The organism is Brevundimonas sp., from assembly GCF_027487935.1.
Lineage (GTDB): Bacteria > Pseudomonadota > Alphaproteobacteria > Caulobacterales > Caulobacteraceae > Brevundimonas.
Window position 1 is genome coordinate 1 of sequence record NZ_JAIYCP010000030.1, and the last position, 13,111, is coordinate 13,111.

Here is a 13,111-nt window from a genome sequence, read left to right on the forward strand (position 1 = left end):
GCGGCTCAAGACCCTACAAGGCCTCACGCCCTACGAAGCCATCTGCAAGGCGTGGGCTGACGAGCCAGATCGCTTCCGATACGATCCAATCCACCTCACTTCGGGACTGAACACCTAGTCCCTTATCCCTGATCCCTGTAACCTTCCCCCATGTCCGACGTCTTCCACACCCCGGCCTCTGTTGATCCGCGCCTGCTCGAGGTGCTGGTCTGCCCTGTCACACGCGGCAAGCTGACCTATGATCGCGAGAAGCAGGAGCTGGTCTCAAAGGGCGCGAAGCTGGCCTTTCCGATCCGCGACGGCGTGCCGATCATGCTGCCGGAGGAAGCGCGGGCGCTGGACTAGACCGCCTCTCCCCGTAGCAACCGCGGCAGATCCCCCGTCGCGCCGCCCGCTTCGTGCATGAAGGCACGGCGCAGGGGGGCGATGCGGTTGACGGCAGCCATGCCGAGGGTGCGGGCCAGACGCAAGGGCGCGATGTCGTTGGAGAACAGCCGCACAAAGCCGTCAAAGCCGGCGGTGAGGGCGGCATTGTCGAACCGGCGCCAGCGGGCGTAGCGGTCCAGCACCGTCTCCGAGCCGATATCCTCCCCCAGCCGCAGGGCACCGACCAGCACCTCGGCGAGGGCGGCGGCGTCCTTCAGTCCCATATTCAGCCCCTGGCCCGCGACCGGATGCACCGCATGGGCCGCGTCACCGATCAGGGCGGTGCGCGGGGCGGTCAGCTGTTCGGCCAGCTGCAGGGAGAGGGGATAGACAAAACGTGGTCCCAACACCGTGACGTCTTCCAGAAAGTCGCCGAACCGCCGCATCAGGTGGGACAGGAAGGCCTCGTCCGAAGCCGCCTGAAGCGCCTCGCCCCGCCGGGTCGATTCCGTCCAGACCAGGCTGGCCCGACGCCCGGTCAGCGGCAGGATGGCGAAGGGGCCGGACGGCAGGAAATACTCATGGGCGACATTCCCATGGTCCCGCCCGAGAGACACCGTCGCGACGACGCCGCTCTGTTCATAACCCCAGCCGACCGTCTCGATACCGGCAGCCTTGCGGACGGCAGAGGCACGGCCTTCCGCAGCCACGACCAGCGAGGCCTCGATCACAGCGCCGTCCGCGAGAGTCACCCGCGACAGGGCCGCGCCCGCCTCGACCTTGACCACCGATGCGGGGGCCCGGACCTCGATCCCGGCCGCCGCCACCGCTTCGGAGAGGGCAAGGCGGATACGACGGTTTTCGACCAGATAGCCGAGCGGCTCGCCGTCCGTCCGATCACCGATTTCGTCAGCGTCGAAACGCAGGAAGGCGGGGGACTGCGAACGCGTCGCCGCCCCGGGCCGTCGTCCGTCCGTGACCAGAATCCGATCCATGCGGCAGGCATGGGGCCGCAGAGCCGTACCGACGCCGAGGGCGTCCAGCATGCGGAAGGTCGAGAAGGCGATGGCGGTGGACCGCCCGTCAAAGGTCGGTGCCAGCTGGGCGTCGAACGGCTGCGGATCGACCAGAACGACCCTCAGCCCGCCCTGCGCTGCGGCGAGTGCAAAGGTCGCTCCGGCGAGGCCGGCACCGGCGATAATGACGTCATAGCGGTCGGTCTGGCTCATGGGGCCGTTGTCGCGCCGCAGGAGCGCAACGTCCAGTGCGGCAGAGTCGCTGGTAAACAGCCCTTTAACCCTCCCTGCGCGACAACAGGCAACTGTCCCGTCCATCCGGAGTTCGTCGCCGCATGTCCGCCGCCCTCGCCATCGGCCAGCGTGCCTGGGTCAGCGCCCGCATCCTGTGGGGCGCGCCGGTCTCGGTGAAATTCCGCGGCGTGCTTCAGGCCCTGCTGGCAGCCCTGCTGCTGGTGGCCCTGATCTCGTGGAACCCTGCGGATCCCAGCCTCAACGCGGCATCGGGGGCCGCCCCGACCAACTGGCTGGGCCTGAACGGGGCCCTGTTCGCCGATCTTTTCATGCAGTCACTGGGTCTGGGAGCCTGGCCCGCCGCCGTCCTGCTCATTGCCTTCGGTCTGGCAGCCGCCATCGGCGACGCCATCCAGCAAAGGCTGAAGCCCTCGCCGCTCAAGGCCCTGTCTGCAACGGGCGGCGTCCTGGCGCTTTCGGCGGCCCTGTCGGCCCTGGCGGCGCCGGCGGCCTGGCCGCTGGCCGCGGGCCTCGGCGGCCTGTGGGGTGACGCGACCGTCGGTGTGATCGAATGGATCTGCGACGGTCTTCGCCTGCCCGGTGCGCCGGTCTTCGCCGGCCTGCTGTTCCTGCCGCTCGGCCTGTGGGGCATCGCCTATGCGATCGGCCTGCGACCCTCAGACCTTCGTGAAGGCCTCGCCTGGGCCAGGGGCATTCGCAGCCCGGCGCCCCCGGCCCCGAAATCTCGCCGCGCCGCCGTCAAGGCCCCGCCGCGCCCGCGCCCGGCGCTGGAGCTGGACGACGAGCCCGGCGCGCTCGAACCATCCCCGCCATGGGAGACGCCGGCATCCGTCCGTACGGCACCGGAGCCCAAGGTCGCCGCGGCCAAGGCCCCGAAGCAACGCCGCGAGGCCGACGACAGCCAGGCCGCCTTCGATTTCGCCCGCCCCTCGACGGGTTTCGACCTGCCGCCCCTGTCGATGCTGACAAAGCCGGCCAAACGGGTCGCCTCGGTCGATGAGGAGGCCCTGAAACAGAACGCCAAGATGCTGGAGGGCGTACTGCAGGAGTTCGGCGTGCGCGGCGTGATCGACCAGATCCGTCCCGGCCCCGTCGTAACCCTGTACGAACTGGTCCCCGCCCCCGGCGTGAAACACGGGCGGGTCGTGGCCCTGAGCGACGACATCGCCCGCTCGATGTCCGCCCGCGCCTGCCGCATCTCGGTCGTGCCGGGACGCAACGCCATCGGGATCGAACTGCCCAACGCCCGCCGCGAGACCGTCTATCTGCGCGACCTGCTGGCCTCGACCGAATACGACAAGCCGGCTCACCTGCTGCCCCTGGCCCTGGGCGAGACCATCGGCGGGGAGCCCTATGTCGCCGATCTGGCGCGCATGCCCCACCTGCTGATCGCCGGCACCACCGGCTCGGGCAAGTCGGTCGGGGTCAATGCCATGATCCTGTCGATTCTCTACCGGCACAGCCCGGCGGAATGCCGCTTCATCATGATCGATCCCAAGATGCTGGAGCTGTCGGTCTATGACGGCATCCCGCACCTGCTGGCCCCGGTCGTCACCGACCCGAAGAAGGCGGTCGTCGCGCTGAAATGGACCGTGCGCGAGATGGAGGACCGCTATCGGCGGATGTCCAAGCTCGGCGTGCGCAACATCGCCTCCTATAACGAGCGCGCCCGCGAGGCCGTGGCCAAGGGCGAGCATTTCGAACGCACCGTCCAGACCGGCTTCGATGAGCAGGGCCGCCCGGTCTATGAATCCGAAAAAATCCGGCCTGAGCCCCTGCCCTTCCTCGTCGTCGTCATGGACGAGATGGCTGATCTGATGCTGGTCGCCGGCAAGGATGTGGAAGGTGCCGTCCAGCGTCTGGCCCAGATGGCCCGCGCCGCCGGCATCCACCTGATCATGGCCACCCAGCGACCCTCGGTCGACGTCATCACAGGCACGATCAAGGCCAATTTCCCGACCCGGATCAGCTTCCAGGTCACCTCGAAGATCGACAGCCGCACCATCCTCGGCGAACAGGGCGGCGAGCAGCTGCTGGGCCAGGGCGACATGCTCTACATGGCCGGCGGCGGCCGCATCACCCGCCTGCACGGGCCCTTCGTGACCGATCATGAGGTGGATGAGGTCTGCAAACACCTGCGCAGCCAGGGCGAGCCCGACTATCTCGACCTGATCACCGACGATCCGGACGGCGACGGCGACGCGGCCGGGTTCGATGACGAAGGCGGTGGCTCGGGCGACGACCTCTATGACCGCGCCGTGGCTGTGGTCACCCGCGACCGCAAGGCCTCGACCAGCTACATCCAGCGGCGCCTGCAGATCGGCTACAACCGCGCCGCCTCCCTGATCGAGCGGATGGAACAGGAAGGCGTGGTCAGCCCCGCCAACCATGCGGGCAAGCGCGATATCCTTGCCGGCCCGCCGCCGATGTAGCCGGCAACGTCGGAGTCCCCGCTGCGTTCGGGACCCGTCGTCCTCGCTTCGAAGCTGAACAGGGCTTCATCGGGGTGCCGGAATATGGTCAGGCTCGCGTCATGCTGCCGCCACTCACGGATCGCATGACGGCAAGACCAACAACCATCCTGACCCCGGCATAACCCCGGGATGACGGAGGAGAAGACCCTGATGACCGTCTCACGCCGCGCCTTTGCACTCGGAACCGCCGCCATCGCGGCCGTCGCTGCCATGCCTGCCGCCGCCCAGGGTGAACTGTCGGCCGAGGACCGCGCGACTCTGGCCCAGGCCCAGACCTATCTGCAGGGCCTGACCTCGGCCCAGGGCAATTTCGTCGAGACCTCGGGGGCCCAGCGCCGCGAAGGCCGGTTCTGGCTGCAACGGCCCGGCAAGATGCGGTTCGAATACACCAGCCCGGCCGGCCTGCTGGTCGTATCCGACGGGTCGAACGTCAAACGCTATGACCCGCGCCTCAATGTCTTCCGTCAGGTGCCGCTGGGCGCGACGCCCCTGTCGACCTTCCTGGCCCGCAATGTCCGCTTCGATCAGGGGGTGCGCATCGACCGGGTCACCCGGATGGCGTCGGGCGCCTTTGCCATCACCGCCCGGGACGCCCGCCGTCCGGAGGAGGGCTCTGTCATTCTGTCCTTCGCGGGCAATCCCATTCGGCTGCATGAATGGACCATCCGTGACGCCCAGGGCGGCAGTACCCGGACCCAGCTGACCACCCTGACCCCGGCCTCCAACCTGGCCGCCAGCCTGTTCCAGCTGCGCGACCCGACCCGCCGCCCGGGCCGGAACTGATTTCGCCTGAGGGGCGAACATACGTTTGACATTTTTCGTCAACCGTGGCACTTTCATCACAGGTCGGCGGGAGCCGAACTGAACCGCTCCGGATTTCATCCCCTTCCCGGCGGCAAGAGAGACAAACCTTCCAGCGCCCGGTCCCCCCCGACCGGGCGCTTTTTTGTGCTTTCGTCATTCCGGGCGCAGCGCAGCGGAGACCCGGAACCCAGCGGCGCCGCGAAGGCGGCGAAAAACCGCCGGAAAGGCGGACGCCCGCGCTCCCGACAGGTTCGCGCTCGCGCGCGCCGCTGGGTTCCGGGTCTGCGCCTCGCAAGCGAGGCTCCGCCCGGAATGACGAAAGCAGGGGGTCAACGATCCCTACCCGAAGATGCTAGAGCCACCTCCATGCTTCGTATCGCCACCTGGAACATCAACTCCGTCCGCCTGCGCATCGACCAGGTCGCGCGGTTCGTCGCCGAGAGCGGGACCGACGTCCTGTGCCTGCAGGAGATCAAATGCCTGGAGGACCAGTTCCCTCGTGGAGCCTTTGAGGCCATGGGCCTGCCCTACCTCAAGATCGGCGGGCAGAAGGGCTGGCACGGGGTGGCGATCGCCAGCCGCAAACCGATCACCGAGGCGCCGGTTCTCGATGTCTGCCGCGAGAAACACGCCCGTTGCGTCGGGGTGATGGTCGACGGCGTCGAGGTGCAGAATTTCTACATCCCCGCTGGCGGCGACATCGCCGACCGGGCCCTGAACCCGAAATTCGATCACAAGATGGATTTCTACGAACGCCTGACCGCCGAAATGGCAGGGCGGGACAAACAGCGGCCCCTCGTGCTGGCGGGCGATTTCAACATCGCGCCGGGCGAGAACGACGTCTGGAACCACCGCTATATGTCGAAGATCGTCAGCCACACCCCGGTCGAGGTCGAGACCTTGCGCCGGCTTCAGGCGGCCGGCGGTTTTGCCGATGTGGTGCGCGACCAGATCCCGGAGCCGACCAAACTGGCCAGCTGGTGGAGCTATCGCGCGGCCGATTTCCGCAAATCCAACCGCGGCCTGCGCCTCGACCATCTGTGGACCTCGCCCGGCCTGACCCCTGCGGTGAAGGCCGGCAGCGCCCGCATCCATGACACCGTCCGCGAATGGACCCAGCCCAGCGACCACGCGCCGGTGACGATGGATCTGGAGGTCTGATCAGGTCGTCGGCGCGGGGTAGCGGGCCTTCAGTACCTCCACCTCGGACTTGCTCCAGGTGACTATGTGCCCGGCGCCGTCACTCACCCTGACGGCGATCGGTTCGGCCATAAGAGATAGAGCCTGCTGGCCCGAGATGCTCAACCATGGATGCTCCGGATAGGCCCGCCGGAACGCGGCTTCACTGGTGAACATCGGGACCAGGGGCGATGGTGTTTCGGACGTCACGGACCAGAGCTCGATCTGCGTCCTGGCAGTCAGTCGACCGTCCGGACCCAGCGCTGCCTGTAACGCTTCGAAGGATTGCTGTGTGATGCGGACATAGACCTTCTGCTCCATGAACGCCGCCTCGAAGCGCTGCTGCCCTGACTGACTGTGCACGGCATACTGCAACAGAGCCTCAAGCGGGCTGTCGGGCGTCCGGTCCTCGTGCGTCGCGGACTGGGCCGTCGCACCCATGGGCGCGCAGGCCAGCAGCAGGCAACCGAGCCCGGCCGCCACCCTCACGGCTGCAGCCGGTATCCGCCAGCGTCCGTCAGCAGAAGCCTTGCCTGGCCCGGCTCGGGCTCGATCTTCTGGCGCAGGCGGTAGATGTGGGTTTCCAGGGTGTGGGTGGTGACCCCGGCGTTATAGCCCCAGACCTCGGTCAGCAGTTCCTCGCGCGACACGGCCTTGGCCCCGGCGCGATAGAGGTATTTGAGGATGTTGGTTTCCTTCTCGGTCAGGCGGACCTTCTTCGCCTTGTCGTCGATCAGGACCTTGGCCGCCGGGCGGAACTCATAGGGGCCGATCCGGAAGACCGCGTCCTCTGACTGTTCGTGGCTGCGCAGATGGGCGCGAATCCGGGCCAGCAGGACCGCAAACCGGAACGGCTTGGTCACATAGTCATTGGCCCCCGACTCCAGCCCCAGAACGGTGTCGGAATCGGAAGACTGGCCGGTCAGCATGATGATCGGGGTCGAAACCCCGTCCTTGCGCAGCAGGCGGCAGGCCTCGCGGCCGTCCATGTCGGGCAGGTCGACATCCAGCAGGATCAGATCGGCCCGGACCTCGCGGCCCATGCGAACGCCCTCGGTCGCGGTCGAGGCCTGGACCGGGCGAAACGCCTCATGCAAGGCCAGCTGCTCGGCCAGGGCTTCGCGCAGGTCGTCGTCGTCGTCGATGATCAGGATGGTCTTGGGCGTAGGCATGGATACCAGAATGGAGGGCGTTGCCCGATCCGCCAAGGGTTGGACCCGAAGCAGTGCGGTTTTCAGTCCCTTCAGGGCGATTCAGGGGGCTTTCGTTCCCCGAAAAGCGACGAACCGACGCGGACATGGGTCGCGCCGAAGCGGATCGCGGTCTCATAATCGCCGCTCATCCCCATTGAGAGGGCCTCCAGCCCATGACGATGGGCAAGCTTGCGCAGCAGGGCGAAATGCGGTCCCGGTGCCTCGTCGGCAGGAGGAATGCACATCAGGCCTTCGACGATCAGGCCGGCGGCGCGGGCATGGTCGAGCAGTTCGCTGACCCCGGCGGGCAGGACGCCGGCCTTCTGGGGCTCAGCACCGGTATTGACCTGGATCAGCACATGAACCGGTTTGCCGGCGCGGGCGCCCGCCGCCGCAAGGGCATCGGCCAGCTTCGGCCGGTCGAGGGTCTCGATGACGTCGAACAGGGCCACGGCCTCGGCGGCCTTGTTCGACTGCAAGGGCCCGATCAGCCGGAGCTCAAGGCCCGGGACGCTGTTGCGACGCCCGTCCCAGCGACCCTGCGCCTCCTGCACCCGGTTTTCACCAAACACCCTCTGGCCGGCGGCGAGCGCCGCATCGATCGCCCCGGGCGGCTGGGTCTTGGATACCGCGGTCAGGGTCACACTGCCCGGATCCCGGCCCGCGACACCGCAGGCATCGGATATGCCGCGCCGGACACGCTCAAGCCGGGCGGCGACCGCGCTGGACGGCGGAGCGGGATCGGGAGAAGAGAGGGTCATGAACCGGGCGGACGCCAAAATCCTGTGGGAAGCCGCCAGCGTCCTCGCACGGGACGCCGCCAAAGTCAGCCGGTCACGCCATCGGGCGGGGCTGAACCTGCCTCCGTTATTGTTCTTCACCGACCCGGACCGGACGCCGCGGCCCTGGGAGACGGCGGCGCGATTGCCGGCAGGCTCTGGCGTGGTGTTCCGGCATTTCGGCCGGGCTGACGCCCTTGAGACGGCCCTGCGGCTGCGGGAGGCGACGCGGGCTCGCGATGGCCTGCTGTTGATCGGACTGGACACGGACCTTGCCGAGAGGGTCGGGGCCGACGGGGTCCACCTGCCCGGGCGAGCGCTGGATCTGGCGCGGGGGCTGGCCGTGTCCCGGCCGGACTGGATGATCACGGGCGCGGCCCATTCCCGGCCTGCATTGGACACGCCGGGTCTGACGGCCCTGATCGTATCGCCGGTGTTTCCGGCCGGGGGCCCCTCGTCAGTTCGCCCGGCCCTGGGTCTGGAAGGATTTACGGCATGGGTCGGGGCTGCCCCCTGTCCGGTGTACGCCCTCGGCGGGATCGACAGCGGCAATGTCAGCAGCCTTGCGGGCTCGGGCGCATGCGGGATTGCCGGCGTGTCAGCGTTCCAGGCGGCCTTCGAGCCGGACTAGAAGCGGAAGATCGATTCCAGCCTGAAGCGCGGCGCAGCGCGGCGGTCCGTCTGGGGCGCGCGGGCCGGGTCACTCTCGGTCTCGGCCAGACCGGCGGCGGCGCCGACCCGCAGGCGCGGGTTGACGCGGTAATAGGCTCCAGCCTCAACGTCGCCGAGATTGCTTTCGCGGCCGACCGGCTGGCTGAGATTGAAATCCAGACCCCAGCGGCCGCGTTCCGTGAACCGCAGGCGCGAAGAGCCGGGCTGGGCCGCGGCGGCACGGGCGGCCTGGGCCTCGGACAGGGAAAGCGCCGGCGCGCGGGTGCGCGCCTGGGCACCGGCCGCCTGGGCCGAGGCGACGTCCGCCATGGCCAGGAGAGCAACTGCCCCGGCCAGTCCGGCGATCTGAGCGCCCATCTTGCGCGTCGTGCGGCGCATATCCTGCCCTTTTGCGCCAAAACCCGAAGTCATGGCTTCGCTCACTAAGACACCGCTGGACAGTCCGGTCAACGAAACGCTGCACTACCGGGAGGGTTCATTGCGACTCAGGAAGACTCCTGTGGCGCGAGCATCACGCGAATCCGCCCCGGGGCTCCGGTTACACGCGATCCGTTCTGATCACTCGGGGTCCTAATGCGTCTTCGCCTTGTCATGGCCCCTTTTCGCCGTGTTATAGAGCATCGCATCTGCCCGGTTCGTGTTCGGTCAGGGTCACCGCGTGCCTTGGAACGGGTCCGCGGTACGTCACATTCTTATGGAGAAGTCCCGATGGTGCTGGTTCGCGGCGCGACGGTCGCCCTGATCACCTCGTGTGTTCTGCTCAGCAGCTGTGGCGGCAACCGCCCGTTCGGCCCCACAGTGGGCGAGGTTTTCAGCGGTGTGGGCAGCGCGCGGGCTGCCGCCGAGGCGCAGACGGGCATCGGCGTCAACGCCTTCCTGTGGCGCGCCACCCTGGACACCTTGAGCTTCATGCCGCTGGCCAATGCCGATCCGTGGGGCGGGGTGATCAACTATGGTTGGTATATCGACCCCCAGACGCCGAATGAGCGTTTCAAGGCGACCGTCTTCATCCTTGATCGCCGCCTGCGTGCCGACGCTCTCAATGTCAGCATCACCAAACAGGTCATCCGCCCCGGCTGCACCCCCAATCCGGCTGACGCCGACGCCGAGGTCGACACCGCCGGCTGCTGGACCGGTGCCCGGGTCTCGGCCCAGACGGAAACGGACCTCGAAAACGCCATCCTGACCAAGGCGCGCCAGCTCAACCTTTCGAACGCCGGCTGAAAATCCCTCCCATAGCCTAGCCTCCGTCGGGCCTGTTCCTGAAGGAGCAGCCTGAAAGACTCCCGTGGCCAAGACACCGGTTCGCTACGAACCCAAGATCGCAGAACCCCGCCAGCAGGCCCGCTGGGCGGCCGCCGACGCCTTCCGTATTCCCACCGAAGGGACCGGACGGCCCAAATACTATGTGCTGGAGATGTTCCCCTATCCGTCCGGGGCCATCCACATGGGCCACGCACGGAATTACGTCATGGGCGACGTCGTGGCCCGGTCGAAACGGGCGCAGGGTTTTGATGTCCTGCATCCCATGGGCTGGGACGCTTTCGGACTTCCTGCCGAGAACGCCGCCATTGAGCGGGGAATCCATCCCGGCGACTGGACCTGGTCCAACATCGCCGCCATGCGCGACCAGCTGAAGCTGCTGGGTCTGTCCCTTGACTGGAGCCGGGAGTTCGCCACCTGCGACCCGGCCTATTACGGCAAGCAGCAGGCCTGGTTTCTCGAACTGCTCAAGCGGGGGCTGGTCTATCGCAAGGACTCAGTCGTCAACTGGGATCCGGTCGACAATACGGTTCTGGCCAATGAACAGGTGGTCGACGGTCGGGGCTGGCGCTCGGGCGCCGTGGTCGAAAAGCGCAAGCTGAACCAGTGGTTCCTGCGCATCACCGACTATGCCGACGACCTGATCGAGGGCCTCAAGGAGCTGGAAGGCCGCTGGCCCGACAAGGTCAGGCTGATGCAGGAGAACTGGATCGGCAAGAGCCGCGGCGCGACCCTCTGGTGGGAGATCGCCGAGGCCCCCGCCTTCCTGACGGCGTCCGCGCCGGGAGAGCCGAACCACGCTCGCGATCCGGTCGAGGTCTACACCACCCGGCCGGACACCCTGTTCGGAGCCAGCTTCCTGGCGCTCGCGCCCGACCACCCCCTGACCCGGGCGATCGCCGCCCATCGACCGGATGTAGCGGCCTTCATGGCGACCTGCGCCCAGTCGGGAACCAGCGAGGCCGATATCGAGAAGGCCGAGAAGCTGGGGGTCGATCTCGGCGTCCGCGTCCGCCATCCCTTCGACGCCGACCGGACCGTGCCGGTCTGGGCGGCCAATTTCGTGCTGTCGACCTATGGGTCCGGGGCCATCTTCGGTTGCCCGGCGCACGATCAGCGGGACCTCGACTTCGCGCGCAAATACGATCTGCCGGTCATCCCGGTCGTGAGACCTGATGACGCGGCCGCTGATTTCTCCGTTGGATCAGAGGCCTATGTGGGGCCGGGGCGGCTGTTCAACTCCGGCTTCATGGACGGGATGGAGGTCGAGCCCGCGAAGGCCGAAGCCATCGCCCGCCTCGAGGCCGCCGGCCAGGGCGAGGGGGCGACCCTCTACCGGCTGCGCGACTGGGGCGTCAGCCGCCAGCGGTACTGGGGTTGTCCCATTCCTGTGATCCACTGCACGACCTGCGGCCCCGTGGGCGTTCCAGCCGATCAGCTTCCCGTCGAACTGCCGAGGGACGTGACCTTCGACACCCCGGGCAACCCGCTGGATCGTCATCCGACCTGGAAGCAAGTCGCCTGCCCATCCTGCGGAAAAGAGGCCGTCCGCGAGACCGACACCCTCGATACCTTCGTCGATTCCAGCTGGTATTTCGCCCGCTTTACCGATCCGACGGCCGCCGAGCCGATTTCGCGCGCCGCTGCCGATAAATGGCTGCCGGTCGACCAGTATATCGGCGGTGTCGAGCACGCGGTCCTGCACCTGCTTTATGCCCGGTTCATCAGCCGCGCACTTTCGGACGCCGGGCTGATGTCGGTGCGTGAGCCCTTCGCCGGCCTGTTCACCCAGGGGATGGTGGTCCACGAGACCTATCGCCGGGCCGACGGCGGTTGGGTCGAGCCCACGGATGTCGAGCTCACCAATGACGCCGGCAACCGCGCGGCGCGGCAACTGTCCACGAGAGAGATGCTGACGATCGGTGACATCGAGAAGATGTCCAAGTCGAAGAAGAATGTCGTCGCCCCGCAGGAAATCGTCGACACCTATGGCGTGGACGCCGGCCGGCTGTTCGTCCTGTCAGACAGCCCGCCGGAGCGTGACGTGCAATGGACGCCCGGAGGCGTCGAGGGCGCGTCCCGCTTCGTTCAGCGCGTCTGGACCGAGGTCGACAGTTTCGACCCTGACGCCCCTCCCCATGAATCCGACGCCGCCCTGATCCGCGAGACCCACAAGGCCATCAAGGCCGTCTCGGAAGGCGTCAGCGGCTTCCGTTTCAACTCGGCCATTGCCAAACTCTATGCCTTCGTGGCCGTGGTCCGGGATCATGGGACGGCGGGGAGTGTCGCGCGACGCGAGGCCCTTTCGGCCCTGATCCGGCTGGTCGCCCCCTTCACCCCCCACCTGGCCGAGGAATGCTGGACGCGCATCGGTGAAGAGGGGATGGTGCTGGATGCGCCCTGGCCGGCCTTCGATCCGGCATTGGCAACCGACGATGAGGTGACCCTGCCCATCCAGGTCAACGGCAAGCGGCGCGGAGAAATCCGGGTCGCCCGCGGACTGGAGCCGGCAGAGGTCGAGGCCCTCGTCATGGCGGACGCCGATGTTCAGGCGCGGCTGGAGGGTCAGACGGTGAGGAAGATCGTGGTGGTCAAGGATCGCATCGTGAATCTGGTGGTCGGCTGATGCGCCGCCTCGTCCTGGCGACTGTCTCGCTTGTGGGACTAGCCGGTTGCGGGTTCACGCCTCTTTACGGCGAGACCGGGGTGGGCGCCTCCCTCGCGCGCATCGCTGTGACGACCCAGGATGACCGGCTCGGCTATCGGGTGCGCGAACAGCTTGAGGACGTGCTCGGCCGCGACGGCGCACAAGCGCCCCTCTGGCGGCTGGAGACCGTGCTGGAGCAGTCACGGCGTCCGCTGGGTCGGCGTATCGACGACACGGCGACCCGCTATGAGCTCACCGTGCGCGGAGCCTGGACCCTGACCCCGACCGGGGGAGGCCCGGCCGCGTCCGGCGTCCAGACCGTCACAATCACCTATGCCTCGGCCGACCAGCCTTTCGCGGCCATCGCCGCCCAGCAGGACGGGGAAGAAAGGGCCGCCGACGAATTGGCCCGGTTGATCCGGCTCGACCTGATGCGAGCCCTGGCCGACCAGTGACGCCCACC

At 67.7% G+C, this 13,111-nt stretch carries 13 protein-coding genes and 1 pseudogene; 9 read left to right on the forward strand and 5 right to left on the reverse strand.

Annotated elements, in window-relative coordinates:
* Both Q0053_RS11130 and Q0053_RS11135 read left to right on the forward strand, forming a co-directional pair.
* A pseudogene (locus Q0053_RS11130) lies at positions 1-118 on the forward strand (IS481 family transposase); the annotation flags it as partial.
* A 32-nt stretch (positions 119-150) separates the two neighbouring features.
* Positions 151-345, forward strand: a complete 195-nt coding sequence (locus tag Q0053_RS11135; RefSeq protein WP_298100116.1) for a Trm112 family protein — start codon at positions 151-153, stop codon at positions 343-345.
* On the opposite strand, the gene Q0053_RS11140 is transcribed toward Q0053_RS11135, so the two are convergent.
* On the reverse strand, positions 342-1,595 hold the full coding sequence (locus Q0053_RS11140) for a UbiH/UbiF/VisC/COQ6 family ubiquinone biosynthesis hydroxylase (protein ID WP_298100119.1): 1,254 nt from the start codon (positions 1,593-1,595) through the stop codon (positions 342-344). The genes Q0053_RS11135 and Q0053_RS11140 overlap by 4 nt on opposite strands.
* A 122-nt stretch (positions 1,596-1,717) precedes the next feature.
* On the opposite strand from Q0053_RS11140, the gene Q0053_RS11145 reads away from it, so the two are divergent.
* From Q0053_RS11145 to Q0053_RS11155, 3 genes are all read left to right on the forward strand, one after another.
* Complete coding sequence (locus tag Q0053_RS11145) at positions 1,718-4,069, forward strand: DNA translocase FtsK (RefSeq protein WP_298100121.1); 2,352 nt, start codon at positions 1,718-1,720, stop codon at positions 4,067-4,069.
* Positions 4,070-4,261: 192 nt separating this feature from the next.
* On the forward strand, positions 4,262-4,894 hold the full coding sequence (locus Q0053_RS11150; RefSeq protein ID WP_298100123.1) for an outer membrane lipoprotein carrier protein LolA: 633 nt from the start codon (positions 4,262-4,264) through the stop codon (positions 4,892-4,894).
* 387 nt (positions 4,895-5,281) lie between these two features.
* Positions 5,282-6,076: an exodeoxyribonuclease III gene (locus tag Q0053_RS11155; RefSeq protein ID WP_298100125.1), complete on the forward strand. Its 795-nt coding sequence runs from the start codon at positions 5,282-5,284 to the stop codon at positions 6,074-6,076.
* On the opposite strand, the gene Q0053_RS11160 is transcribed toward Q0053_RS11155, so the two are convergent.
* From Q0053_RS11160 to Q0053_RS11170, 3 genes are all read right to left on the reverse strand, one after another.
* Positions 6,077-6,583, reverse strand: coding sequence for an SseB family protein (locus tag Q0053_RS11160; protein ID WP_298100127.1), 507 nt, complete (start codon positions 6,581-6,583; stop codon positions 6,077-6,079). It abuts the gene before it with no gap.
* Positions 6,580-7,266 (reverse strand): response regulator transcription factor, encoded by a 687-nt coding sequence (locus Q0053_RS11165; protein WP_298100129.1) that lies wholly within the window; start codon positions 7,264-7,266, stop codon positions 6,580-6,582. Before Q0053_RS11165 ends, Q0053_RS11160 begins: the two co-directional genes overlap by 4 nt.
* A gap of 71 nt (positions 7,267-7,337) precedes the next feature.
* On the reverse strand, positions 7,338-8,048 hold the full coding sequence (locus tag Q0053_RS11170) for a YggS family pyridoxal phosphate-dependent enzyme (protein ID WP_298100131.1): 711 nt from the start codon (positions 8,046-8,048) through the stop codon (positions 7,338-7,340).
* On the opposite strand from Q0053_RS11170, the gene Q0053_RS11175 reads away from it, so the two are divergent.
* Positions 8,047-8,697 carry a thiamine phosphate synthase gene (locus Q0053_RS11175; protein WP_298100133.1) on the forward strand — a complete coding sequence of 217 codons (651 nt, stop codon included), beginning with the start codon at positions 8,047-8,049 and terminating at the stop codon, positions 8,695-8,697. The two genes, Q0053_RS11170 and Q0053_RS11175, sit on opposite strands and share 2 nt — an antisense overlap.
* Here the strand turns inward: Q0053_RS11175 and Q0053_RS11180 are convergent.
* On the reverse strand, positions 8,694-9,116 hold the full coding sequence (locus Q0053_RS11180; protein ID WP_298100135.1) for an NtrZ family periplasmic regulatory protein: 423 nt from the start codon (positions 9,114-9,116) through the stop codon (positions 8,694-8,696). The two genes, Q0053_RS11175 and Q0053_RS11180, sit on opposite strands and share 4 nt — an antisense overlap.
* A 330-nt stretch (positions 9,117-9,446) precedes the next feature.
* Here Q0053_RS11180 and Q0053_RS11185 point away from each other — a divergent pair, with 330 nt between their 5' ends.
* The 3 genes from Q0053_RS11185 (at position 9,447) to lptE (ending at position 13,103) form a co-directional block, all read left to right on the forward strand.
* Complete coding sequence (locus Q0053_RS11185) at positions 9,447-9,962, forward strand: DUF3576 domain-containing protein (protein WP_298100138.1); 516 nt, start codon at positions 9,447-9,449, stop codon at positions 9,960-9,962.
* A 64-nt stretch (positions 9,963-10,026) separates the two neighbouring features.
* Positions 10,027-12,627, forward strand: coding sequence for a leucine--tRNA ligase (gene leuS, locus Q0053_RS11190; RefSeq protein WP_298100140.1), 2,601 nt, complete (start codon positions 10,027-10,029; stop codon positions 12,625-12,627).
* Entirely contained in the window at positions 12,627-13,103 is a 477-nt protein-coding gene (gene lptE, locus Q0053_RS11195) for an LPS assembly lipoprotein LptE (protein WP_298100142.1), read from the forward strand. The genes leuS and lptE overlap by 1 nt, the downstream gene beginning before the upstream one ends.
* Positions 13,104-13,111 lie beyond the last annotated feature (8 nt).